Here is a 23,323-nt window from a genome sequence, read left to right as displayed (position 1 = left end):
TTTCGGCGGGTCCACCAATGGACCTTGCCAACATGCGGCAGAACGGCGTCCGATCGATTGACGTTCACTGCAGCGACTGTTCGCACCATGCGATTAAGAACCTCGACAATTTCCCTGGCCATCTGGCAGTGAAGTCGTTCGAGCGACGCATGCGATGCACTCAGTGCGGCAGCCGACGCATCGATGTTCGCCCGAACTGGCTGGAGAAGCCGGCCATGCCAAGCCTGACCGGCGTTCGATTTCCCAAAGGCTAAAACATAATCAGTGATCGGCAAGCACGTTCGGCGGCGGCGTTCCGGGAAAAGCTCCGACTTCCCACACTACGTGGCGGAAAACCTGAACGAGGTGAACTGCGTCAAATGCATCGAATGGCGCTGGGAGCCACGGTCGGCCAATGATGATCCGCCGGACGTCTGGCTGCCGGACTACAAGCCCAAGGACTAGCGGCGGCGGCCGGAGCACGGCCATGTCGGGTCGGCGGCAAGATCGTACTGCTTGGCAAGCCGCGCTGCGATCCTGTCCGCGATGTGTTGGAAACCAGGCGTGGTCAGCGGCTTCCCAACGCATGTCACCCGCCATCCCAGTTCGCGATCAGCCGAGACCCAGATCGCCTCGACCTCCACATCCGGACCAAGCTCTGTCCTTACCAACTGCGCAAGTTCAGCAGCGCTTTTAAGCGGCCTTCCCATTTACAGAAAAAGTTAGCAGGCAGGCGACGTGGATTTCTATGTCAAATGAAATAGTGGATACTGGTCCGGTTCGATAGGCAGTGGCCCCTTTTGATCTAGCCGCCAATGTCGGGAACCAGTTATAATTTGACGCATTGTCGGCGGGGCAGCCCGGAGACGTGTCGATGTTTAAACCACCGCGTAAGCCCACGTGGCATGACACGGCCCGTTATTTCCAGACGCAGGCAGATCGGACGCGCGATCCTAATCGCAAGGCTCACTATCAAAAGTGCGCCGACGAATGCCGCGCGAAAGCGAAGATGGAAGACAAGCCCCGCCCTCAGAGTTCCGACGTGATTAGTTCGTCTGATTGCCAACACTAACCCACTCGTGAATGGGCCGATTTAGCGGTAGATGCGTACCCCGTAAAATTGGGGACTGACGTGCCGCTCTACCGCTTTGGAATCAACGAACTGGTACTGACAGACGAACCTGCCGAATGGCACCCGGACGACGTCGCTGCAATGCAAGCTGCCGCCAACGTTACTGCGGAGCTGGTGCGCAACCGGGGAAGCGGCGAACCCACGCCGTTGGTGATGGCTTTCCGCGTGAAGGTGGATGCGTAGGCCGCCTCAGTTGGCGGCCTTTTTTTCCGATATCCCGCGACCGGCTATCGCGCACGGCGGCGCTCGCTCTCAAATGCGTCCATGACCCGCTGCATAGCCGGATGCGCCGGGTTCTTCGTCTTGAGCCAGATTCTGGTTTCGCCGGACTGATACGGCCGATCGGCGCGCTTTGAGACGATGCCCTCGTAGCCCAGCCCGCAGGCCTTGGCGAAGATCGTGGGGCCGTCGCCGGCCAGGTGCTCGACAAATTCTATTCCGACCGACCGTCTGATGACCTTGAACAGCTGCTTCTTGCGCTCGAGCAGCGGAAGGCCGCGGAGATCGATGCCGTTGAGCTCGAGCAGATCGAATGCGCACAGCCGCACCTCGTCGTCGTGCTTGCGCGACCACAGCTTGTCGAAATCCTGGTCGGCGCCGGTGAAGCACATGGCCTCGCCGTCGATGCAGATCGAGTTGACCTTGAGCTTGGCGATCGCGCCGACGATCAGGCTATAGCGGTCCGAGAAATCCGAGCCCTGCTTGGTGGTGAGGGTGATGCCGTCGGCCGTGCGGCGCGCGATCAGCCGAAAGCCGTCGTACTTGATCTCGTGGATCCCAGTCGGGGCCGGAGGGCGGGGTTTTGACGCGGGTTGGGAGGCAGGGGAGGAAGGGATGCACAGTCATTCAGCGCCATGTATATAGCCTCTGATCGGGCCAGCCAGGAGGATCACCCCAGGTTGGATCGGTGCCCAAATACCCTCTTTTGTTGACCCTGGCGGACTTTGGAACTACTCTGTGTACATGCCCATTCCGCAAGCAGCGCTGACCGCCGCACAAGCTGCAGCCGCGAAAATTGACGCTGATGTCTATGTCTATAACGGCAGCATCGAGCAGCCTCGCTGTTTGACCTGCATCGAAGCAATTGCCTCCCATCGGTCCGGCAGGAAGAAGGCTCGTCTTTTCTTGACCACCAATGGTGGGAATCCAGACGCCGCCTACAAGATCACTCGCTATTTTCAGGAGAAATACGAGCACTTCACCGTGATTGTCGCGGGGAAATGCAAAAGCGCCGGCACCCTCATCGCGGTCGGAGCACATGAACTAGCGTTCACCCCGTACGGCGAGTTGGGGCCGCTCGATATCCAATTGAGCAAGGTCGATAAGTTTGATGCCCTCTCGTCAGGCCTGACAATCCAAGATTCGCTGAACACTCTGGAGGCCAGAGCCGTCGAAAAGTTCTTCGAAATGGTCAAAGAGTACATCCAGGCGAACAATGGCCAGCTGTCTTTTGCCTCAGCCACGAAGGCGGCTGGCGACTTTGTGGCGCAGCTGTACGCCCCTGTATTTGCCCGAATCGATCCCGAAGACGTTGGTGCGCGGGCGCGATCAATGAGGATCGGCACAGATTATGGGCGACGGCTGTCCCTGAAATCCCAGAATTTGCGGGCAGATACGCTACGCCTGCTGTCGGAAACGTATTCTTCACACTCTTTTGTCATAGACCAGCAAGAGGCGGAAACGCTCTTTCTCCGCGTACGGGTAGCTGACGCGGAGGAAGAGGCGATTGTGGCCGCCCTGGGCAGAATTTCTAGGTTCCAGGGCAGCGAATTCGTCTTTCAGGCGTTATCTGTGCGTGCTAAGGATTCTCTCAACGCGCCAGGAGCCGAAAATGGTACAGCTGACCTCGGACGAGATCCGACGCCGAATGGCGGAAATTCTCAAAGAGCAAATGGAGCGGCCGGCGCTCCGGCCGTTGAGCCCAAAAAGCGACGAGGAGACCGCCGCCGAGACCGACCGGTTGCTGAGGCGGTATGAGCGTCGTGAGGCTGCTGCAGTTTGATCCCTCGTCATAGCGAATAAATGAAAAAGCCCCGCTCATCGGCGGGGCTTTGTGTTTCAGCGCTTCAACGCACGTTCGCGGCGCTCTCGATGTATCCGGTCTACCTCAGACTCCTCGTGTGAGTGCCGGTCACCAAAGTCATCTCTTGAGCGACATGTCTCCGCGTACCAGAGCAACGCGCGCTGACTGTACGGATCGGAATTCCCTAAGCGAGCCAAACGCTCGTAGTATTCGGCTGTTTTGGTCCATTCACTCATGGGAAACGCTCGTTGTTTTTGTTTCCGCGCCCCTTCGACCACTGTAGAGCAAACGAGCCGGGCAACGCTTTGTTTCGCAAGCGACGCCTAGTCGCAGATGTCGTTTTACACGACGCTAATTCTTCAGGTTCGTGAAACCTTGCTTATGCGGCGACGTTCCAAATCCAATCCCTGTTGCAGCACGCGCTCCCGCCTCCCTCAGCGTGCTGCGGCGGGGGAAGCCCCGGGCTCACCGCTGGGGCTTTGTGTTTCCATAAATTCAGCGCTTCAACGCAAGTGCACCAATTCCAAACGCCAGCGACAGTGCCGCCGCCACGGCGAAGAATTGAGCCCACATCACGACAGCGACGCCATCGTCTGCCCGAAGCCCTGGTCGATCTGTCGGCGGTTTCTCCGATTTTTCGACTGTGAACCGCTGAAGTTGAAAGTCTGATTGACGGTGACCGTCTTGCTGTTGTCGTTCGACGTCGGCGCTGCTGGCTTCTGCCCGGCCGGCGTGATCTTGATATGCTCGCCGCCGTTGACCATCACATGGAATGGGATTTTGTCGCCGACAGGCGGTCCTTGCGCCACACCCTCGAAGCCGTTCGCCGCCTTGTAGTAGCCGACTGCGAGCGCACCCTTGCCGCTGTAGAGCGGATTGAGCGACGCCTTTTCGGCATCCGTGAGCGCGTCCGTGCTGTCCTTCAGATCGTTCAGCGAGTTGGTGAGCTGCGCGATCTTCGTCAAAACCTCGATGGTCTGCGGCTGCTGCTGTAGGTAGTTGATCTGGTCCTGGTAGATCGATGCCTTTGCTGAATTGCTTTTGCCGGCCTGCAGGAGCTTCAGGTTAAACAGGCTGTCGACTGCGTTGTCGATGTCGCTCTGAGAACCGATGTCGCCGCGGCCGGGGAACTGTGTGCCATACGGCACGCCGAGCAATGTACTGCCGCGCGTGATGCCGCCTTGGAAGTTGGTGCCAGTCAGCGTCGCGATCGCGCCGTTGACGCCGCCTGTCAGAGCGTTGGTGATGAGGTCCTGCGCGCTCGGCGCACGTTGACCGGCAAGAAAGGCCGCAAAACTCGCGTTGGAGTAGCCGTTGCCAAGCCGCGGCCCGGCTGCGACATCGAACGATCCTGCCTTGTACGCAGAGCCGGGATCATAAGACCCCTCGTTGCCGCCGATGATTTTCCCTGACGCGGCTGCCTGGTCGAGCGCGTCCGACATGCCGTCGGCGGCCTTCTGAGCATTGATAAGATCGGTCATCATCGTATTGACTGAAATCTGCGCGGCTTGAGCAGCGGTCGCTCCACCTTCCATCGCCTTTCGATAGGCAATGTCGGAGTTGATGCGAGCCCGGTCGTAGTCGGAGGAGGCCTTTGCCAGATCCAGCGCGTCCTGCGATGCTCGGACCTGCTTCTGCATCTGCTGGTAGACTGATGCCTGTGCGTTTGCGACCTGCTGAGCGGCGACGGCCTGGGCCGTGGTCGCGTCCACTCCTTGCCGTATTAAATCGTTGTAGGTCGCCTGGCCCTGCGCGGCGATTTGTTCCTGTACGTTTGACGCGCTCGCAACAGCATATTGATCTCGCAGCGAGGCGAGCGTTGATTGCGCCGAGGAGTTGGCCTGGGCCTGTGCCGCTCGCAGATTGCTCGCCGCGAGCGCTGTCGCCTCAGTTGCCGTTCTGCCTTGATCGATCGCGTTCGCATAGTCGGCTGCATACTGCGCCGCCATCTTCGCCGCGCCGCCGACCGCCTCGATAACCGGCAACTGGTTCTGCTGCGCCTGGAGCGCCATTGCGGTCGACTGACCCACGTCACCCCAAGACACGCCGATTTGCTGAATGCGCTGGTTGTAGCGCTCCGATTGCCCCTGAGCCTCTTGGAGTGCGGCAATCTGGTTTTCGATCGCGGTGCGAGCGGCATCATCAACGCCGGCGCCGTATTTGCTGCTGGCGCCGGACGCCTTGGCGCGATCAAGTTTCGCAAGCTCCGCGCGGAGCTGCTCGATCTGCTCAATCTGCGAGATGACCGCTTTATCGACCGCGTCCGCCTCAGTCGAAAGCTTGTTCAGCTCGGCAACCGGCCGCGCCGCGTTGACCTTGTCCATCGCGGCCTGAAGTCTCTCGACATCCTCGGCCGCCGCCTTTGCGTCTCCAAACGGATTGTCCTGAGCGGCAGCCAACCGCCCCTTAGCGGCCGCAAGCTGATCTTCTAGCCCGCTCGGCTTTACAGTCTCTGTCGCGAGGAGATTGACGACCGAGCGATACGCCTTCTCGAGCACGCCCATGTTCTGGGCCGCAGCCTTGCTCTTGTCGGACAAGGCCTCGGTGATGACGTTGAATGCGCCCGTCTTGTCGCCGGCGATAACAAGTGTATCCACGGCCCTTCGCGTGGCGGCATCGAACTCGCCGTACGTCTTGGCCAGCTCCTGCATGCCTTTCTGCGGATCAACCGCAAACGCCACCATGGCCTTCCGAGCTTCTTCGATGCTCGAACCGGTCTGGTTCGCAAAGCCGACCACTGCGTCGGACATGCCGTGCAGCCGGCTGATGACGATATCGCCGGTCCTGGTGAAATCCTCGCCCAGTTCGCGGGCTTCCTTGCTCGAAAGTCCAGAGCCGGAAAGGCCGGAATTCTGGCTGGTGAACTGATTGAGGTCGCTGATCGTGGTACCGCTGCGCTGTCCGGCGCCGATCAACGCGCGCTGCGACGATGTCTGCAGCTTGTCGTATTGCAATGCCGCCGCCGCCGTCGCCGTCGTCAGCGCCACCATGGTGGCCACCGTGACCGTGAGCGGCGAGACCATCGAGGCCGCCCCAGCCACCAAGCGCGGAAAGATGCTTGCTGCTTCGCTGAATGCACCTGTGATGCCGCCCTGGCCTGAAGCAGCGTAAGCCAAGTGGCTCATCTGCCCGGTGAGCGCTTGGGTGATTGGAATTCCCAACGTGATTTGCTCGGTCACCGACCGAATTGAATGAAGGGCAGCCTGGCCCTGGGCGGACAGTCCAACGTGAGCGTCCCCAAGCGCCTTTGCCGCCGCGCCGGCGGTGCCGTACTTGGCAGCGGCAGCTTGCATCACCGCGTTGGCGCGATCCTGCAATTCGGGGTTCTGCGCGACCGCGCGATTAACCGTGGTCTGAATCTTCTCGTACTGCGCGGCGTTGCCGGCGGTGGTGCTGAAGCGGCGCTCCAGCGAGGCGAACTTCCCCTCGACCGAGGTCGTCGACTTCTCGACGTTCGAAGCAGAGACCGTGAGGCCCTGCATCTCGTCCGAGAGCTTGTGGACCTCGTTGGCGCTCTGCGTGACGCCCTGGGTCGACGACTGGATGATGATTTTGTCGACGGTGTCTGTCATGCGCGCCGGGCCTCAGTTCACTTTCGGTGCGGGCTCGGCGGCAGCCCAGGGGATTGGCGGGAGCGGGTTTGAAATCGTCTCAACGAGCCATTGGCTGATAGCCAGGAAGCAGGCGGCGCGGTCTTCCTGTGTGCCGGCGCCCGACGCGGCGAGTTTCAGCAAGCCCAGCGCGCTCGCCGCCGCCCGCCGGAACTGCTCGTTCTGGCCCTCAAGCTGCTTGCCGATAACTGTCGTCATCGACAGCATCTGCGAAAGCTCCTCGCAGCGGGCGCAAGGGCACTCCACCCCTATCGTCGTGCGCTTCCTGCCCTTGTTGCTCGCCATGGCGCAGAACCTTTAATGCCGAGCGGCCAAGGCCACGGGGATAGCCCGGCCGCTCGGCGAGCGCGTGCGCTTACATCCGGCGTCACGCGGTTCTGATTTGCATGTTTCCGACATCATCGCCCCAAGCCCTTGAAACCGCCGGCCTTCGTCCATGCCACATGGCTCATGATGAATGGAACGCGGGCATCGATCATCATTCGGCGCATTTTCGTAAAGTGCTGTTGCTGGGAAGCGAGTCGTGCGGCAACCGCCGGCGGGACATGACCAGACCCACTATGCGCCGAATGGCTCGCGCGCTCGCGCCGACGTTGCGCCTGCACCTCGGACCACCGCCGGCTTCCGGCTTCCCACTGTGATGCCATTTTTTGCAACCTCGAAGGTGCCGCGGGATGATCGATGCAGTGCACCGGCCACACACCGGTTGCCTTGCCGTACGCGGCAGAACTGACGATCGCGATATGTTCGACGGATGCCTTGGTGACGGAAATCAGCGGTTCGCCGAGATGCGTGCTCTTCCTGCTCGCTTCAATCACAAGGTTGACGGAGCATTGATCGGACGGACACGACCGGCGCGTCATTGCCGAGATGTACCCCCACGGCGATGCGCTCGCGTCCACCGTCACCGAGAAGCCCAGCCCGACCGAGTCGGAGAAGAGGCTCAGCGTGGATGATTTGGTATCGCCGATGCGCTCCGCATTCTCGTCGTGTGAGAAGACGCGCACATCGATGTTGCGGCTGGCCAAGGCGATGTCGTCGCCCAGCATCGCGTCGAAAGCTCCGGGCAGCACCCGCTCATAGTTGCCGTTGATGAAGATCGTTGTGTTGAAGGGTATCGCGTAACCGCGGAGCTCGATCGCACTCATCAGCGAACCCTGCCCTTCCGGTTCTTGTCCCAGTCGAGCCCGGCCCCCTGCACCTTGAACCGAAGCTGCTGTCCGCCAGCCGAAATTCGCTGCACGTTGACCGCGTAAAGCGCCGCACGCATGGATGCCTCGCCATCGTTTCCGCCATCAAGGGCGGCGAGCCGGTCCTCGATCATCCGCAGACGCTCCCCAAAGAAGGCGCGGAGATCTGCATCGTCTGCCGTGTGGCAAACGAAGATGTCGGCGAGTTGCGCCTGCAATTCTGCAGTGCGAGCCAAAGTCGATTTTTCACCGGCGTCGCTCATCGCCCAGCCTCCACAAAGATGTAGCCGTACCCTTCGCCTGTCGCGACGCGCCGCCTGTGATAGGTGACACCAACTGCGATCCGACCACCGGACAGCTCGACCAGCTTGCTCACTGCCGAAACGAGATCGGACGACGCTGCGCGGTGTTCTGCTTGTACGCTGGCGTGCACCAGGTCGCTGGAGACGGTGTGCAAAACGTCTCCGTTCGCAAGGGTCACCGTCAATCCACCGTCTTCTCGCAGCAAGAAAGCAGCCACCTCGTTGGGAGGTAAATCGCCCGGCAGATCAGCGCCGGCGCTGACAGCTATCCGCTTGATCGCATCCGAGATCATGGTGCGACCTCATTGCGGGCGCAGCGACGCTGATCCGCCCATTGCTTGCGCTGCCGCTTGGCTCGCTCGAGGCGGCAAGCTGCAGAACACAACGTCGCTGGCCGGCCCTTGCCGCAGATCACGAACGTGAAGGGCGCTCCACAATGAGCGCAGTGGCGGCTCGCCGGACCGAAGAGATCGAACTGAGGCAGCCGAGTTTCCATCTCAGGCCACCAGCAAAATATTGGTCAGATCGCGGTCGCGCGAATGCTGCGCAACGTTGAAAAGACTCAGGTATTTGCAAAAGCACGACCGGGCGACGCGTCTGAAATCCGTCGTACAGCAAAAAAATCTCTGAATGAGCCCCATGCCGGTCCACGCTCCCAACCGCCTAGAGATCGCGACCGCCCCTCCCCTTGGGCTTTCTCTATTCAATTCCATCTCGTTGCGGACGAATGCCCCACGCGGTCGTCGGGCCCCACGGTCGTAAGGATCAAGGGCACCACGTGGACGAAGGTGGACGTGGGACTGACCGCGTCCACCTTCGACACAGGAGTTCCTTGAAAGGAGGAGATACGCACGGCCTGCGCCGGCCTTGACCTCGCAAGAACACCGAGGAGGCTGACTTCCCGTTGTTGGACGGACCGCTACTTCGCCCTCATTGCACATCGAAGTTTCCCGGCTTCAGGCTTCAGCCAACCGCTTTGCGAAGATCCGAAGCCGCTCCAGGTCGTGAATGATCTGGCTGTAGTTCATCGGCACCAGGCCGTTCCGCGCCGCGAAGGCATCAGCCTCGTACAACAGGCCCATCGCCTGTTCGAAGCTCGCACACAGCGTCATCAATTCCGGGCTCAGCTTCTTGAGGTGTGCTCCTGCCGCAGGCCAGTGACCTTCCGCTCGGCCTCGGCCAACTCCCGCGGCAGCGAGCGCTGGAGCCACATGCTCAGCTCCTGCTGCAACGTCAGTGGCTGTGCTGACGCGATCTCAGACTTGGTCGATGCTGCGTTCATGGAATTCAATCTCCGTTGTGTTTTGCAATGGCTTGGTTTGCTGGTTACTTTCAATCGGGGGAAAAGTGGCCAGCTATCCCTTTGAGAATGCGGCGCATTCCGCCGAACTTCGGCCAATTGCTCTCGGACAGAGCTAGAATCGCGCGCAAGCTTTCAGTGAGTTCGAGCCGATCGGCATGGTCGAGGCGCGCGAGGACCCCGCGATCCGGCAATTTGCTGTGACCCGCCTGCAGATGCCGGCCTGCATCGGACAGCAAAGCTGCCAATCCGCGCTCGCTGATCGGCGCCAAATCTCGTGCCAACCCCTCAGCGAGTGCACGCAGGCGGAGACGACGCAAGCGGCGCTGTGGCGCTGGACGCCGCAGGCCGTTGACCAAGACCTCACGAGCAAACTCGGTTGCCCACGGCTCGAGGCGAACTACCGCTTCGGTGATCTGGTCGGGCAGTTGTGACGGTGTCGCTGTCGGAGGAGAGCTCATTCGGCAGCCACTGCCATCGGCGGGAGCACGACAATTTTCACAGGGAAGCCGAGTTGGCGCTCCCAGGCAATTGCAAGCTGACTGTGAAATTCGTTCTCGATCCGCGAGTGCAGCAGCGCCGATGGCGCCCGCAGCATCACTTCGTCTTCCCAAATCTGGATCAGCTCGACCCGGTTGAAAACGTTGCTCGACAGCCTGCTTTTGACGAAAGTCCAGCGCTGCTGATCCGGATCGCCAGCTTTGGCGTTCAACAACACCACAGGATCTTTAGTAGGATTATAGAAGGATAGGGGGCGGATTTTGCCGCTATTTGCGGAAGAAGTTGCCGCTATCGTGGAAAAATCTGCCTCTGTTTCATGACTGACAGCGGCAGGTTTTGCCGCTGTCAGTGCGATGATAGGGGCGGATTTTGCCTCCGTCGGTTCCTGAACAGCGGCAGGTTTTGCCGCTGTTCGAGACTGAATAGCGGCATATTTCGCCGCTATATCGGCCCATCGCGGATGGTAGCGGTGAGCCCGGCCGACAACTTCAACGTCGAAGTATTGCGCCAACGGCTTACCGGCATCACGCACGGTGCGGAGGCTGAGGCCTAAAATGTTGCTGAGATATTTTTGAGACGGATAGCTGTAGCCCAAACGAAAGTTGATGAGATCAGCCACGGTAAAGACGATCAGACGATGGCTCGGGACCATCGTCACGTCGAACACTGCGCAGCTCCGGAGCTGCGCTTTCCTGATGTCGAAGGCCCGCTCTTCTGAGGAGCGATGATCATCTGCCATCGCTGTCGGCCCGCTCGTTGTTAGCAGAATCAGCCATTCCCCATCTCCGCCTGTTTGACGAAGGCTGACAGCAGCAGACGCTCGCTGCGCTCCGCTTCTTTCAGAACCTCGAATTGCTGTGGCGGCAGATGTCGTTCGATGACCTCTTGGACTATGTCGCGCAAGTCCTGCGGCGCAATCGCGTCCAGTTCGACCGACACATCACCGAAGTTCTTTGAACGCGTATCTGACGACTTCGTGGGGCGAGTCGGGAGGCACCACATATCGATTTGAGCGGGGGTCACTGCGATCCGCTCGAAATGGATTTCCGAGTCGGGCGCGAGTTCCTTCAGCGTCTGTTCGATCTTTTCGCCGGCATTGACTCCGGACGGATCGAAGTCGCCGAGGTGGTAGATGTAGGTGGGACGATCCAGATCGCGGATTGCCTCGGCCGCGCTGTGAAGGAACGACAAGCTCGCATACCCGCGCGCCACCATGAGAGGAACGTCATACTTCGATGTCACCGGAAGGACGACGCCGGCCAGGGCGTCCTTCTCGAGCCAGATCTCGACATAGGCGTCGACGTTCGACCACAACGCCTTTCGATAGAATTGGGCCGTCTCTTCGAGCGCTTCCTGAATGTTGTTGAAGGTGTTGGGTTTGCGTTGCCACCTCGTGTTGTCGGCGAGCCACTGGTACGGCACCCAGCCGGTCCGGCGCATGTGCACCAGATCGGTTTGCACTTTGGTGTAACCGGCCTCGGTCTTCTCAACGACGCCACGGACGGTCGCCTGGTAGTAGACCTGCCGCACCGTCATCGGCTTCATCTCTTTCAAGATGCAGTAGAGGGCCGCGCGACGAGCCTCGACATCAACCTTGGTGGCCCTCCGGCGCTTTATGGGGCTAGCCTGATAAAGTTCATCGACCAGCGACTCCATCAGCCGCTCCATGGCGTTCACCTGCGCCGCCGCCATTTCATGGATTTCGGCATCACTCTTGCCGGCCAATTCGGCAGCAGTCGCGACGGCGCGCGCGGCCTCTTCTTCGGTGAGACCGAGATCGGCGTAGGAAATGGGCGTGCAAACGTCCGCCGCGTTGCAATCGTTCGACGGATCAGATATCTCCGGCACTGCATTCACCAAACTTGGCCGGTGCGCTTTCGTGGCGCCCGGCCATTTTCTTTTGGTTGGTGGGAACGCGGTTCACGCAAATTCTCGGAGTGCAGCCCGGCGCATGCCGTTACGGATGCGCTGGCTCACGCCGGCGCGGGCCATACGCTTGCGGGTGCGCTCAGACTGTTCCGCGCGCTTCTCTGGCGTCCAGAACGCCATATTCCGCGCGCGCATAATCTCGATCGTCTCGGCGGTGTGGTGCTGCCCCCGCTTCATGCTGGCGCCCTCGCCAGCAAGGGGGTGTTTCCTGTGAAACAGATGCCCAGCAAATCCCCGCGCCACCAAACGACGCAGCAATCGATCTCACGATAGACGACCAGGGAAGCGACGACGGGGCGGATCATCATCGCTAAGCCGCCGCGGGCTTGTTCGGAATTCGGATCGTTCGGCCGATCCGGATCACCTTCACATCGCCGTTCCTAATAGCAGCGTAGGCGGCGGTGCGGCTGATGCGCATGCGCGCCGCCCATTCCTCGACCGTCAAGACATGAGGCTGCAAGACCACCTCACTGGACGTTCCGTCATGCTCGGTTTCCATCGCCAGATAGCCTCCGCACAGTTTGAACCCACGTGCACCAATAAAATAATAATTTGCACACATCGACCTAAAACGGCACAGATTTGGTTGCAACTCACATCGTAAGTGTGTACACGTGAACACTCACACGAGACGAGGTTCCAATGGGGAAGAAAGCCAAAGGTCCAGACGGCCGGACTACTACGCCGATCAATCTTCGCGTGGCTCCCGAGCTTCGGGCGCGGCTGGATGCGGCCCGCGCGGCAAGCGGACGAACACTGACCGCAGAGATAATTGCGCGACTGGAGAACTCACTAACGAGCCCCGACGATACGGATCAGACGTTCGTGCCGGGCTTACTTGCCGTCGCTGCAGCTATGAATGCCGCGGGATATTCCGCTGGTTTCGCGTCGACCTTCGATGCCGGCAGGGCTGCAAAATGGTGGGATGAGCCCTTCGCCTTCAGTCAAGCGGTAGCCGCCGCTCAGCACATCTTTGAGGCTTTGCGGCCGCCGGGTGCGGTCGAGCTGCCAGCAGCGTTCAAAGGCACCGCCAAAGGTATCGATGTGCAAGCCTTGATAGGAGCCATGGGCACGGGGATTGCCAACGGCATCCTGGCGGAGATCGCATCCGACGAGCCAACGAGCGCGACAGCGATAGCCCGCGCACCCAAGTTGCGACGCGATCTAGGAAGCGACCTCGTTGCAAGGATTCGCGCGGTTACCAAACAGAAGGCGGAACGCAAATGAAGCGGCGAGAGCACGGCGACGGCGGCATTGATGAACGCGGACCGGACACCTTCCGCCTGCGCTATCGGTTGAACGGCAAGCGCTACTCGAAAACGTTCCACGGCAATCGAGCCGGTGCCAAGACTGAACTCCGTCGCCTAATTCGCAGCGGCGATACCGGCGAACATATTGAGCCGGACCAGATGACCGTCGGCCAGTGGATCGCGCATTGGCTTTCAATTGGTGCGCCGGGCCGCCGAAAGAAGAAGGCCGGTCCACGAACCCACGAGCGCTACAGCGAACTTCTGAATTGCCACGTGGTGCCGACACTGGGTCCGACGAAAATTCAGAAATTGTCTTCGATGGACGTCGATAAGCTGTACGAAAAGCTCGAGCCCACGATGGCTCCCCGCACAGCCCACCATGTGCACACCGTATTCAATGCTTGCCTGAGTGCCGCGACGCGTAAGGGCATCATCTTCGCCAATCCAATTGATCGCGCCGAGAAACTTCCCTCCCCTGGCGAAAGCAACCACGGGCAGGTGCTCGACGAAGAACAGCTAGCACACCTCGTTCAGGGCTTTCGGGACTCGACCCTTTACCCAATCATCGCTATCGCGGCTTACACAGGCGCGCGCCGCAACGAAATACTTGCCCTACGTTGGTCCGATTTGGATCCCGCGAAGAAAACGTTACGGATCGAGCGCGCGCTGGAGAAGACGAAGAAGTTCGGGCGCCGCGTCAAGGAGCCGAAGACGGCACGCGGCCGCCGCACAATAGAGATTGACGCTGGCCTGCTGGCACTCCTGGTTGCTGAACGTGCGAAGCATTTACGCCTCGTGGCCGGCGTGCCCGACGGACTCGACGTTGACCTTTCTCTGGTCCGTTTGCCAGAAGGCGCGCTGATGTTTCCCGGAGCTCCGGACCACGGGGCAATCGATTTGACGCGTTTGCGCGCGCCGCATGTCATCACGCACGAGTTTGTCCGCAACGCCGCCCGCCTCGGCTTCCCGAAGCTGCGTTTCCATGACCTGCGCGGAAGTCATGAAACCATCCTGCTGGACAAGGGCGTGCCGGTACACGTGGTCGCAGCCCGCTGCGGCCACGATCCGGCCGTGCTGCTCCGGACTTATGCAAAGCGAACGCGAAAGGCAGACACCAACGCAGCCGCGGTGATAGCGGATCTGTCAAAAGCCGCACTGCTCTGATCCCCTTCCGTCGAACGTTAGAGGCCGCCCCGTTTCGACCGGGCGGCCTTTGTTTTTGGTCCCCGTGCGGGTTGGGTCCAAGTTGGGTCCAAAATGCCGAGCGTCCTGGTTATGTTCGCACGCTCGAAGAATGTCGAAGCAGGAAAGTTGTTTGTTGTTTCAATATTTTGCTGGCGGATGGAGTGGGATTCGAACCCACGAGAGAGTTGCCCCTCTGCCGGTTTTCAAGACCGGTGCCTTAAACCGCTCGGCCATCCATCCGGGGGTTGATCTACTTGGGTTTTTCGCCGGTAGCAACTCACCACGCCAGCGCCGATGCGATGGCGCGTATCCTGGACGTCAGCTTTGCCGCCCAGACGACGATGATTTAATGAAACGGCAAGTTGTCGGGGGCCGGCAAACGGAGCAGCATCGACCTGTCACAGGCAATCGCTACGCAAGGCTCTGGGGAGGGTCAGCATGCGCGATTCCAAGAACTCGCTGGTGGCAACGAAGATCATCGGACATCCGAACTGCCTAAAGTGCGGCGCCACGATGTGGCTTTCGTCCATCGAGCCGACTGAGGACGAAGACTGGGACCTTCGAACTTTTGAATGTCCGCGTTGCATGAAAGTCCAGCAGCACGAGGTCAAGTTCAAGTAGCAGGGCAAGACGGTCGGAGCCGGCGTCGAGAGCGAAACCGGCTGGGCTTGATCGCGCTGCTAGGGCCCGGGCGATCGACAAGGTCGCCTGGCCACCCTGGACCGTTCTCGCTCAGCCGCATTAGAATGCCGGTTCGATCTTCCCGGAGGATGGCCATGAAACGATTTGCTCTTGCACTGCTCGTGTTCTCTTTCTCGACAGGTGCGGCTCTGGCGCAATCTTGCGCGACACAAGCGGTCAGCAAGGACGGAAAGCCGCTCGCCGGTGCCGCCAAGACGAGCGCGATCAAAAAATGCTGCCAAACCGCAGCCGTCAGCAAGGAAGGCAAGCCGCTCTCCGGCGCTGCGAAAAAGAGCTTCGTCAAGAAATGCGTCAGTGAAAGCTGACGGGCGGCAAGCGCCATTTTTGCTACTTGGCGCCCGGGCGGTCGACAGATCGCCCGGGCGTCCCGCGAGATCGTCACCGAGGGCACTGTAGCCGTTACTCGGTCTAGGTGCGTCCACACGGGACGCGCTGGCGCTCGCTCTTCCGCGCGTTAACCGCAAATCCAGCGCAGCCGCGGCCCTTTTTCGCCCGGCCGGAAGGGCAGTCGTTTCCAGCATGAGCCGTAGCCGTGGGCGCGTTCAGGTTGCGCGCACGCGTCCCGTCCCCATCCCGGCAATTCGCCGCCACAGAATTGAGCGGGCGACAGGCCGCGGGTCCAATAGCGATCGTAGCGATCCTGCGCCGACGCGTTCGATGACACGACAAGCGCCATCGCAACGACAGCGCCCGGCCCGAGCTTGGTCCACATCATGGCCTCCGAAGCTGATCTTTGCAGGATACAGGATCAGGTGCGGCACCGCCACGGCCGGTTGCGGCCAGACCAACGGCCTTGGGAATGGAGCAGAAAGTGTGCGCTGGCGGTCGAGTCTCGACCGGTCGCGGCTTGTAGGGGACGTCGGGATTAGCCTTACGCTCATTTCCCTCTATGACGGATAGGCAAGGCATGTCCGTCATGCAAATTTCAACGAGAATCGGATTGATCGAATGCCGATTTGGCAGCATCGCATAACGTCGTTTCGTTCGCTCAACTGGGCGCCGGCTTGTCTGCTGGCGCTCGTTTGCGGCGGCGTTGCCACGGCTGCGGAGTTCGCCTTCAGCCCCTTGATCGGGACGAGCGTGCCATTCGCAGCCTATTTCCCGGCAGTTGTGGCGGCCGCGCTGTTGGGCGGAGCCATCGCCGGCACTCTCACCGTCCTGATTGCGGTTGTCGTCGTGTGGTGGGCCTTCATCCCACCCTACTACGAGTTCGGCATGCTCGACAGGCTTCAGTCGACCAACGTCGCACTGTTCGCGCTATCGGCATTCGCGACCGTATGGATTGCCTATCGCTATCGCCAAGCGGCGCGTCACGACACAAAACACGACTGACGCCATCGCCAGGCCTGAAGCGATTTCATTCGCAATCGCTGATCTAGAGCCCGCCGCCGTCACGTCGCGCACAAGTCAGCGATCGGCAAATCGGAAACGCTCCCGGACTGTATTCGGCTGCTCAGCTTTGCAGCATTGGCCGCCGCAGTGGTGCCATGCGCCGCACATGAGGGACCAGACGTATTCGCTGCGTCTTGATATACTTGGGCTTTCTGCCTGGCCGCGGGGGCAAACCAGCCAAAATGAAATTCGCGCACTTCTCTCATGTCTGGGGCAAGCCCGGCATGACGCCACATCAGCGCTACGAGCAGCTCTGGCGTGAGCTTGCTCTGTGCGATGAACTTGGCTTCGACTACAGCTTCTGCGTCGAGCACCATTTCCAGCCTCACGAGAGCTGGATGTCGTCGCCGGCGCTCTACGCGGTCGCCGGTGGCATGCGCACGAAACGGCTGCGCGTCGGCTCGATGGGATTCATCGCGCCGCTCTATCATCCGCTGCGGCTCGCCGAGGACATTGCCATCGTCGACCAGATGCTCGGGGGCCGCTTCGAATGCGGCCTGGTGCCGGGCATCAGCGCGGGATTCTTCAAACCGTTCGGCATCGACTACAACTTCCGCAAGTCGCCGACGCTGGAGTTCGTCGCCTATCTGCGCGCGGCCTACGGCGACAAGCAGCCGTTCGCGTTCCACGGCGACAACCACAACACCGACAGCGCGCTGATCGCCGTGCCGCCGGTGCAGCGGCCCCATCCGCCGCTCTGGATGATGAGCCGCGATCCGCAGACGCTGGAGTTCTGCGCCAAGGAGGGCATCAACACCGGTTTCTTCATCATGGTGCCGCGGAAGCAGGCGCGGCCGCGCTATGAGAAATATCTCGCCGACTGGAAAAGCCACGGCCATCGGAACAAACCCAACGTCGCCTACAGCACGGTGGTCTACGTCGACGAGACGGACAAGAAGGCGCTCGACACCGCGCTGTTCCGGGCCAGCCGCGCCTATGAGGGCCTGCTGCCGGTGAAGACGCCCGGCGAAAGCTTCGAGAGCCGGCTCGCCAACCAGATCGCGCTGTTCGAATCGCGCGGCGAGGCCGCCGCCGCGAGGCTCACAGCGAGCCTGTTCGACGCCGACTACATCATGGCCAACGATCTGGTGTTCGTGGGCTCGGCCGAGACCGTGACGCGGAAGCTGCGCGCCGCAGCCGAGGAAGGCTTCTTCAACACCTTCATGGGCGAGTTCAACTTCGCCGACCTGCCCGAGCCGGACCTGATGCGCTCAATCAGGCTGTTCGGCGAACAGGTGATGCCGAAGCTCCGCGATTACGAGCCGTTCTGAGGGCCGGCCCGGCGCGACGGGCATACGTCGCGGCGTTGCATCGCCTCGACGTATGCGGCGATAATCCTCGGCGCCGGGTGTCGTTCAAAGGATGCAGCCCTTGAAAGCGCCGAAGAAGAAAGCCGTCACTTATCCGCGGGACCTCGTCGGCTACGGCCGGCATCTGCCGGACCCGAAATGGCCGGGCGGCGCGCGCCTCGCGCTGCAGATCTCGCTGAACTACGAGTGCGGCGGCGAGATGAACCTGTTGCACGGCGACAAGGTGTCGGAGGGCATGCTCACCGACATCGGCTTTCCGGCCGTCAAGGGCATGCGCAGTCCCCTGGTCGAATCCTCGTTCGAATACGGCAGCCGGCTTGGTGTATGGCGGCTCCTGAAGATTTTCGAGGAGCGCAAGATCGTCATCGGCGTGCTCGCCGTCGCGACCGCGCTCGAGAAGAACCGCGAGGTGGCGGCAGCCATGGTCGAGGCCGGCCACGAGATCGTCAGCCATCATTATCGCTGGATCGACTATCAGCATGTGCCAATCGCGGTGGAGCGCAAGCACATCAAGCTTGCGGTCGAGACTCTGACCGAGATTGCAGGTACGAGGCCGGTCGGCTGGATGACCGGGCGCCCGAGCCCCAACACGCGGCGATTGCTGGTCGAGGAAGGCGGTTTCCTCTACGACCGCGATGCGATCAACGACGAGCTGCCCTACTGGGTCGAAGTCGCGGGCCGGCAGCACCTCGTCATTCCATATTCCTATGAGACCAACGACAACCGCTTCGACAGCAACATCGCCTTTGCCACGTCCGACGATTTCACCACCTACATGAAAGACACCTTCGATACGCTCTATCGCGAAGGCGCGAGCGAGCCGCGGATGATGTCGCTTGCGCTGCATGACCGGCTGATCGGCCGGCCCGGCCGCGCCGCGGGGCTCGCGCGCTTTCTCGACTATGTGTTGGAGCACGACGGCGTGTGGATCTGTCGCGGCGTCGATATCGCTCGGCACTGGATGACGCACCATCCGGCGCCCGCCGCCGGCAAAGCCGACAAGTGAATGAGCGCCAATGACATGGAACCCGCCCACGCCATCCGCCCGATAAGGCCTGCGCCCGAGGAGCTGATCGCGCGGGCACGAGCGATGATTCCCGCCCTCGCCGCGCGCTCCGTTGCTCAGCAGAAGAACCGCCACGTCCTGCCGGAGATCATGGCCGAGATGCAGGAGGCCGGCTTCTTCCACGTGCTGCAACCCCGACGCTGGGGCGGCTACGAGATGGAGCTTTCGAGCTTCTACGACATCCAGATGGCACTCGGCGAAGGCGACATGTCGGCCGGCTGGGTTTACGGGACGCTTGGCGCCGTATCGTGGTTCATAGGCTTGATCGACGATCGGGCGGCGCAGGAGGTGTGGGGCAGCGACCCTGATGTGCTGATCTGCTCGTCGACGATGCCGGCCGGCAACGCCGCGGCGGTCGATGGCGGCGTGCGGCTCTCGGGGCATTGGCGTTATGCCAGCGGCTGCGTCTACGCCGGCTGGGCGCTGCTCGGCGGCTTCGTCAACAGTCCGGGCGCCGCGCCCGACTATCAGTTTTTCGTGGTGCCGCGGAAGGACTACAAGACGGTCGACAACTGGCAGGTGGCAGGTCTGCAGGGCACCGGCAGTATCGACGTCATTCTCGACGACGTGTTCGTGCCGGCGCACCGCATCCAGCGGCTGCAGGACAATTTTGCCCTCAAGGGCGCCGGACAAGCGGTGAACACCGCGCCGCTCTACCGCCTGCCGTTCGGGCAGATCTTCGTGCGCGGCGTTTCGACCGCGGGCATCGGGGCGCTGCAGGCGATGCTGAACGCTTTATTGAGCCACGGCCGGATCCGCGTGAGCCGCGCTGGCGGGCGCTCGGCGGAAAATCCGTTCGTGCAGCTTCTGTGTGCCGAGACCGCGGCAGCGATCAGCGAGATGCGGGCGACTCTGCATCGCAATTGCCGCTCGCTCATGGACCACGCCAATCGCAATGAGACCCCGCCCCTGGAGCTCCGGCTGCAGTATAAATTCGAAGCATCGTCGGTAATGGAGCGTTGCACGCAACTCGGCGCGCGCCTCTACAAGGCAGCGGGCTCCTCAGGACTCTCCGATGAACTACCGTTCGGCCGCATCCTCAACGACCTGATGGCCGCGCGACAGCACATCTCGAACCAAACCGAGTACTACGGCAGCAACTGGGGCGGCGTGCTGTTCGGCCTGGAGAACAAGGATTTCTTGCTCTGAGCGCTCATGTCACAGCGCGAAGCCGTACTGGCGCGGCTTGCCAGCACGCCGTGATTTCGGCCGCGCTCGCCACCTGGCCAAAGAACGCGTCGATGTTCTGAAGCGTCATGTCGTGCGCGGCCTGATTGAATGTCGCGGTGCAGTCGCTGCTGAACACCACATAGTAGTCGCGCAGGAAGGCCTGCCGCGCCGTGGTCTCGACGCAGACATTGGTGGCGACACCGGTCATGATCACGGTGCAGATGCCCCTGGAGCGCAGCACCAGATCGAGGTCGGTGCTCTCGAAGGCGCCGTAGCGGTGCTTGGTGACGATCACCTCATCCGGCTCGGGCCTCACCTCGTAGAAATCGCCGTTCCAGGCGTTGGGCTCGCAGACCGGAATGGTGAGATAGGCGCCATTCCGGCGCCGCTCGGCTTGTTCCAGCCAGCTTTCCGACAGGTACCAGTTCGGCCCGGTGTTGTAGACGTTCTTGATCCAGACAAGCGGTACCTTGGCGGCGCGCGCCGCGGTGATGAATTGCGCAAGCCGCGGCACCATCTTTTGCACGAGCGTGACGTCGCGGCCCTCGCGGTGCATGGCGCCGCCTTCGGCGCAGAAGTCGTTCTGCATATCGACAATCAGCAAAGCGCAGTGCTGCGGCCGAACCTTGTCGGTGAGCGTCTTCAGCATGGTCATGCCTCACGGCTTGTAGATCATGACATTGATGTCGAACGGCTTGATCATTTTCTGCTTCACGGCGATGTCGAGATTGGCCTTCAGGCTTGGCACATTGAAGTCGGACTCGAATCGCGGCAGCGATACGTCCTTCACCACCTCGGGCTTCATGCCGGTGAACTTCGCCACCCACCCGTCGCGCTCCTCTTTCGACACGGCATTGATCTCGGCCGTGGCACGGTCGATGGCGCGTTTGAAACGCTTGACCACGTCGGGATTGGCCTTGATCCAGCTTTCCTTGGCGAAATAATTGGAGACATCCATGTTGGGCACGGTCTCTTGATACGGATAAGCCAATATCTTGGCGGCGCCCGATTTGGTCATGAAGGTCACGAACGGCTCGACATTCCACACCGCGTCGACCCGCTTCTGGGCCAGCGCATCGGCCATCTGTGGGAACGGCACCTCGAGGAATTCGATCTTGCGGCGGTCGACGCCCTTCTTGTCGAGCCACTCGAGCATATGGACGTAGTTCACGCTGTTGATCAGGCCGGCGGATATCCGCTTGCCGGCGAGATCCTGCGGAGTCTTGATCGAGTCATCGTTGCGCACGAGAACACCAGAGTTGTCCGGCGGCTCGGCCCGGATGCGATTTTGCCCGGTGACGAACATCAGATCGAGACCGTTGCCGCGGGCGACGATGGGCTCGAAGATGGAACTGGCTCCGATCTCAGCGCTGCCACCGAACACTGCCTCGATCGCGACCGCGCCCTGCGCGACAGGAGTCCATGTCACGTTGAGGTTCTCGTCGGCGAAATAGCCCTTCTCCTTGGCGATCAGGAGCGGCGTAAAGTTGGCGATCGGAATATCGATGACGCGGATGGTCGCTGGCGGCGGCTTTTGTTGAGCGGCCGACGGCTGCGCCAGCAGGGTAAGCGGCGCGGCAAGCGCCAGGCACATGGCAAACACGCGGGAAACCGATACGCAGGGCATGGCTCTCTCCTGTTCGACTATCTTCGGCCGCTGCTCTCCTGATGCCAGCGGATCATCTTGGACTCGACGAAAAGAAACAGCCGGTTCAGCACATAGCCGAACAGCGCGAGCGTAAAGATGCCGGCATACATGTCCGGCACTTTGAAAGTGCGCTCGGCGAGCAGCGTGAAATAGCCAAGCCCGTCGTTGGACACGATCATCTCGGCGAGGATCGCCAGGATGAGCGAGATCGCGAGGCTGATGCGCATGCCGGTCAGGATATTCGGGGCTGCGGCCGGCAGCACCACCTCGCGCAAGGTCTGCATGGTGGTGAGACCCAGCGTGCGTGCGGTGTCGAGCTGGACCGGGTCGATGGCGCGCACGCCGCTATACGTGTTGAGCAGGATCGGAAACAGCGAAGCAACGAGAATCAGCGTGACCTTCATCTCGCTGCCGATGCCGACGAACAGCACCAGCACGGGCAGATACGCAGGCCCCGGTACCGGCCGAAAAATCTCGACGAGCGGCTCCAGGAGATTGAAGAACACCCGGTAGTAGCCCATCGCGATGCCGAGCGCGATCCCGAGCACCACCGCGAGCCAGTAGCCCAGCATCTGCCGCCACAAGGTCGCGAGCAGATGATAGATCAGCGTGCCATCAACGATGTTGTCGTACCAGGCCTCGAAGATCCGCGTCACCGGCGGCCAGGTCGGCGTATGCATGATGTAAAGCGCGGAGAACTGCCAGAAGCCGAGCAGCAGCAGGATCAGGATGACGCCTGAGCCGCGGGACGTCTCGAGCCAGCGCACAATCGGCCCGCTCACGACACGGCCTCCCGCGCGGTGGTCACCTGCCTGGCCATCAGATTGTAGAGATGGGCGCGCAGTTCGAGATAGGTTGGGTCGCGCCTGGTTTCCACTTGATTGCGCGGATAAGACAGCGGCACATTGACCACCTCGGCGACCGAGCCGGGCGAACCGCTGAGCATCACCACCCGCTGCGCCACGTAGAGCGCTTCATCGAGATCGTGGGTGACGAACAGGATCGTCAGCCCGTAGTCCTGCCAGAGCTTCAAGAGAAGGTCTTGGAGTTCGACACGCATCATGGCGTCGAGCGCGCTGAACGGCTCGTCCATCAGGAGGATTTCCGGCCGGCGCGCCAGCGCACGCGCGATGGCGACGCGCTGCTGCATGCCGCCGGAAAGCTGGTACGGATAGTAGTCGGCGAACGGTGCGAGACCGACGACCTTGAGCTGCTCGCGCGCTACGCTCTCGGCCTCGACGCGCGACACGCCTGGACGATACTTCAGCCCGAGGCTCACGTTTTGCAGCACGGTTTTCCAGGGGAAGATCGACTTGGTGTACTGCTGGAAGACGTACATCATCTCCGGACGCGGCGCGGTGACGACCTCGCCCTTCAGCCGCACGGTGCCCGAGGTCGGCTGCGACAGGCCCGCCGCGATGTGCAGCAGCGTCGACTTGCCGCAGCCGGACGGCCCGATCAGCGCCAGGAACTCCTTCTGGTGAAGCGCGAACGAGATGTCCTTGCAGGCCGCGCGGCCATGCGCGCTGAACTCCTTGCCGAGATGATCGATCGAAAGATATTCCGTCATCACGCGCTGCGTTCAGCCGCCCACAAGCTTGCGCATTTTCCAAGCAATTAGCGTGCCGCCTAT

General features: G+C 61.3%; 30 protein-coding genes and 1 tRNA gene. 13 read left to right on the top strand and 18 right to left on the bottom strand.

All coding sequences use genetic code 11. The annotated features are described in order from the left end of the window. Nucleotides 1-17: 17 nt before the first annotated feature. The 3 genes from RHPLAN_RS19660 (at nt 18) to RHPLAN_RS19645 (ending at nt 1,294) form a co-directional block, all read left to right on the top strand. Nucleotides 18-254: a hypothetical protein gene (locus tag RHPLAN_RS19660; protein WP_068021067.1), complete on the top strand. Its 237-nt coding sequence runs from the start codon at nt 18-20 to the stop codon at nt 252-254. Between the two features lie 10 nt (nt 255-264). After that, nucleotides 265-444 (top strand): hypothetical protein, encoded by a 180-nt coding sequence (locus tag RHPLAN_RS19655; RefSeq protein WP_068021065.1) that lies wholly within the window; start codon nt 265-267, stop codon nt 442-444. 667 nt (nt 445-1,111) lie between these two features. Further along, on the top strand, nt 1,112-1,294 hold the full coding sequence (locus RHPLAN_RS19645; protein ID WP_068021061.1) for a hypothetical protein: 183 nt from the start codon (nt 1,112-1,114) through the stop codon (nt 1,292-1,294). Between the two features lie 44 nt (nt 1,295-1,338). Here RHPLAN_RS19645 and RHPLAN_RS38460 read toward each other — a convergent pair whose 3' ends face one another. Beyond that, nucleotides 1,339-1,878 (bottom strand): ATP-dependent DNA ligase, encoded by a 540-nt coding sequence (locus RHPLAN_RS38460; RefSeq protein WP_257730498.1) that lies wholly within the window; start codon nt 1,876-1,878, stop codon nt 1,339-1,341. A gap of 190 nt (nt 1,879-2,068) precedes the next feature. Between RHPLAN_RS38460 and RHPLAN_RS19635 the strand changes: the two genes are divergently transcribed. Further along, nucleotides 2,069-3,088: an SDH family Clp fold serine proteinase gene (locus RHPLAN_RS19635; RefSeq protein WP_157100368.1), complete on the top strand. Its 1,020-nt coding sequence runs from the start codon at nt 2,069-2,071 to the stop codon at nt 3,086-3,088. A 618-nt stretch (nt 3,089-3,706) separates the two neighbouring features. Here the strand turns inward: RHPLAN_RS19635 and RHPLAN_RS19630 are convergent. From RHPLAN_RS19630 to RHPLAN_RS39480, 7 genes are all read right to left on the bottom strand, one after another. Further along, entirely contained in the window at nt 3,707-6,706 is a 3,000-nt protein-coding gene (locus RHPLAN_RS19630) for a phage tail length tape measure family protein (RefSeq protein ID WP_068021054.1), read from the bottom strand. Between the two features lie 12 nt (nt 6,707-6,718). Further along, a complete protein-coding gene (locus RHPLAN_RS19625; protein ID WP_068021052.1) occupies nt 6,719-7,030 on the bottom strand; it encodes a hypothetical protein in 312 nt (103 codons plus the stop codon). Nucleotides 7,031-7,143: 113 nt separating this feature from the next. After that, nucleotides 7,144-7,893 (bottom strand): HK97 family phage prohead protease, encoded by a 750-nt coding sequence (locus tag RHPLAN_RS19620; protein ID WP_068021050.1) that lies wholly within the window; start codon nt 7,891-7,893, stop codon nt 7,144-7,146. After that, a complete protein-coding gene (locus RHPLAN_RS19615; RefSeq protein ID WP_157100367.1) occupies nt 7,893-8,198 on the bottom strand; it encodes a hypothetical protein in 306 nt (101 codons plus the stop codon). Before RHPLAN_RS19615 ends, RHPLAN_RS19620 begins: the two co-directional genes overlap by 1 nt. Further along, on the bottom strand, nt 8,195-8,530 hold the full coding sequence (locus RHPLAN_RS19610) for a hypothetical protein (protein WP_068021046.1): 336 nt from the start codon (nt 8,528-8,530) through the stop codon (nt 8,195-8,197). Before RHPLAN_RS19610 ends, RHPLAN_RS19615 begins: the two co-directional genes overlap by 4 nt. A gap of 663 nt (nt 8,531-9,193) precedes the next feature. Continuing rightward, complete coding sequence (locus RHPLAN_RS39485) at nt 9,194-9,352, bottom strand: hypothetical protein (RefSeq protein ID WP_157100366.1); 159 nt, start codon at nt 9,350-9,352, stop codon at nt 9,194-9,196. An 8-nt stretch (nt 9,353-9,360) separates the two neighbouring features. Next, nucleotides 9,361-9,519, bottom strand: a complete 159-nt coding sequence (locus RHPLAN_RS39480; protein WP_157100365.1) for a hypothetical protein — start codon at nt 9,517-9,519, stop codon at nt 9,361-9,363. Nucleotides 9,520-9,695: 176 nt separating this feature from the next. Here RHPLAN_RS39480 and RHPLAN_RS19605 point away from each other — a divergent pair, with 176 nt between their 5' ends. After that, on the top strand, nt 9,696-9,971 hold the full coding sequence (locus RHPLAN_RS19605) for a hypothetical protein (protein WP_068021043.1): 276 nt from the start codon (nt 9,696-9,698) through the stop codon (nt 9,969-9,971). 23 nt (nt 9,972-9,994) lie between these two features. On the opposite strand, the gene RHPLAN_RS39475 is transcribed toward RHPLAN_RS19605, so the two are convergent. From RHPLAN_RS39475 to RHPLAN_RS19585, 4 genes are all read right to left on the bottom strand, one after another. After that, complete coding sequence (locus tag RHPLAN_RS39475; protein ID WP_157100364.1) at nt 9,995-10,777, bottom strand: helix-turn-helix domain-containing protein; 783 nt, start codon at nt 10,775-10,777, stop codon at nt 9,995-9,997. Between the two features lie 29 nt (nt 10,778-10,806). Continuing rightward, complete coding sequence (locus tag RHPLAN_RS19595) at nt 10,807-11,895, bottom strand: hypothetical protein (RefSeq protein ID WP_237179863.1); 1,089 nt, start codon at nt 11,893-11,895, stop codon at nt 10,807-10,809. Nucleotides 11,896-11,958: 63 nt separating this feature from the next. Continuing rightward, the gene (locus tag RHPLAN_RS19590; RefSeq protein ID WP_157100363.1) at nt 11,959-12,144 is read right to left on the bottom strand and encodes a hypothetical protein; all 186 of its coding nucleotides are present in this window, start codon (nt 12,142-12,144) and stop codon (nt 11,959-11,961) included. 133 nt (nt 12,145-12,277) lie between these two features. Then, complete coding sequence (locus tag RHPLAN_RS19585) at nt 12,278-12,466, bottom strand: helix-turn-helix domain-containing protein (protein ID WP_068021038.1); 189 nt, start codon at nt 12,464-12,466, stop codon at nt 12,278-12,280. Between the two features lie 143 nt (nt 12,467-12,609). On the opposite strand from RHPLAN_RS19585, the gene RHPLAN_RS19580 reads away from it, so the two are divergent. Both RHPLAN_RS19580 and RHPLAN_RS19575 read left to right on the top strand, forming a co-directional pair. After that, on the top strand, nt 12,610-13,194 hold the full coding sequence (locus RHPLAN_RS19580; RefSeq protein ID WP_068021037.1) for a TraY domain-containing protein: 585 nt from the start codon (nt 12,610-12,612) through the stop codon (nt 13,192-13,194). Continuing rightward, nucleotides 13,191-14,381, top strand: coding sequence for a tyrosine-type recombinase/integrase (locus RHPLAN_RS19575; RefSeq protein ID WP_068021035.1), 1,191 nt, complete (start codon nt 13,191-13,193; stop codon nt 14,379-14,381). Before RHPLAN_RS19580 ends, RHPLAN_RS19575 begins: the two co-directional genes overlap by 4 nt. A 171-nt stretch (nt 14,382-14,552) precedes the next feature. Here the strand turns inward: RHPLAN_RS19575 and RHPLAN_RS19570 are convergent. After that, nucleotides 14,553-14,642, bottom strand: a tRNA-Ser gene (locus RHPLAN_RS19570). 198 nt (nt 14,643-14,840) lie between these two features. On the opposite strand from RHPLAN_RS19570, the gene RHPLAN_RS19565 reads away from it, so the two are divergent. After that, nucleotides 14,841-15,023: a hypothetical protein gene (locus RHPLAN_RS19565; protein WP_068021033.1), complete on the top strand. Its 183-nt coding sequence runs from the start codon at nt 14,841-14,843 to the stop codon at nt 15,021-15,023. Nucleotides 15,024-15,178: 155 nt separating this feature from the next. Further along, nucleotides 15,179-15,409, top strand: coding sequence for a hypothetical protein (locus tag RHPLAN_RS19560; RefSeq protein WP_068031532.1), 231 nt, complete (start codon nt 15,179-15,181; stop codon nt 15,407-15,409). Nucleotides 15,410-15,558: 149 nt separating this feature from the next. On the opposite strand, the gene RHPLAN_RS19555 is transcribed toward RHPLAN_RS19560, so the two are convergent. Continuing rightward, nucleotides 15,559-15,816 carry a hypothetical protein gene (locus RHPLAN_RS19555; RefSeq protein ID WP_157100362.1) on the bottom strand — a complete coding sequence of 86 codons (258 nt, stop codon included), beginning with the start codon at nt 15,814-15,816 and terminating at the stop codon, nt 15,559-15,561. Between the two features lie 236 nt (nt 15,817-16,052). On the opposite strand from RHPLAN_RS19555, the gene RHPLAN_RS19550 reads away from it, so the two are divergent. From RHPLAN_RS19550 to RHPLAN_RS19535, 4 genes are all read left to right on the top strand, one after another. Next, nucleotides 16,053-16,436 carry a DUF4118 domain-containing protein gene (locus tag RHPLAN_RS19550; RefSeq protein WP_068021030.1) on the top strand — a complete coding sequence of 128 codons (384 nt, stop codon included), beginning with the start codon at nt 16,053-16,055 and terminating at the stop codon, nt 16,434-16,436. 242 nt (nt 16,437-16,678) lie between these two features. After that, nucleotides 16,679-17,767: an LLM class flavin-dependent oxidoreductase gene (locus RHPLAN_RS19545; RefSeq protein WP_068021027.1), complete on the top strand. Its 1,089-nt coding sequence runs from the start codon at nt 16,679-16,681 to the stop codon at nt 17,765-17,767. 100 nt (nt 17,768-17,867) lie between these two features. Beyond that, nucleotides 17,868-18,812 (top strand): polysaccharide deacetylase family protein, encoded by a 945-nt coding sequence (locus tag RHPLAN_RS19540; protein WP_237179862.1) that lies wholly within the window; start codon nt 17,868-17,870, stop codon nt 18,810-18,812. Further along, nucleotides 18,813-20,021, top strand: a complete 1,209-nt coding sequence (locus RHPLAN_RS19535) for an acyl-CoA dehydrogenase family protein (protein WP_068021024.1) — start codon at nt 18,813-18,815, stop codon at nt 20,019-20,021. It abuts the gene before it with no gap. 4 nt (nt 20,022-20,025) lie between these two features. Here RHPLAN_RS19535 and RHPLAN_RS19530 read toward each other — a convergent pair whose 3' ends face one another. Genes RHPLAN_RS19530 through RHPLAN_RS19515 form a run of 4 tightly spaced genes read right to left on the bottom strand, consistent with a single transcriptional unit; the run spans nt 20,026 to nt 23,260 of the window. Then, nucleotides 20,026-20,691: a cysteine hydrolase family protein gene (locus RHPLAN_RS19530; protein ID WP_198164420.1), complete on the bottom strand. Its 666-nt coding sequence runs from the start codon at nt 20,689-20,691 to the stop codon at nt 20,026-20,028. 9 nt (nt 20,692-20,700) lie between these two features. Beyond that, nucleotides 20,701-21,669: an ABC transporter substrate-binding protein gene (locus RHPLAN_RS19525; RefSeq protein ID WP_084245211.1), complete on the bottom strand. Its 969-nt coding sequence runs from the start codon at nt 21,667-21,669 to the stop codon at nt 20,701-20,703. 17 nt (nt 21,670-21,686) lie between these two features. Continuing rightward, the gene (locus tag RHPLAN_RS19520; protein ID WP_157100361.1) at nt 21,687-22,472 is read right to left on the bottom strand and encodes an ABC transporter permease; all 786 of its coding nucleotides are present in this window, start codon (nt 22,470-22,472) and stop codon (nt 21,687-21,689) included. Further along, on the bottom strand, nt 22,469-23,260 hold the full coding sequence (locus RHPLAN_RS19515) for an ABC transporter ATP-binding protein (protein WP_068021016.1): 792 nt from the start codon (nt 23,258-23,260) through the stop codon (nt 22,469-22,471). Before RHPLAN_RS19515 ends, RHPLAN_RS19520 begins: the two co-directional genes overlap by 4 nt. Nucleotides 23,261-23,323: the final 63 nt, after the last annotated feature.

The organism is Rhodoplanes sp. Z2-YC6860 (assembly GCF_001579845.1).
In the GTDB taxonomy this organism is placed as follows: domain Bacteria; phylum Pseudomonadota; class Alphaproteobacteria; order Rhizobiales; family Xanthobacteraceae; genus Z2-YC6860.
The sequence above is the reverse complement of the archived record's forward strand: the minus strand, read 5'-3'. Positions and strand labels throughout refer to the sequence as shown.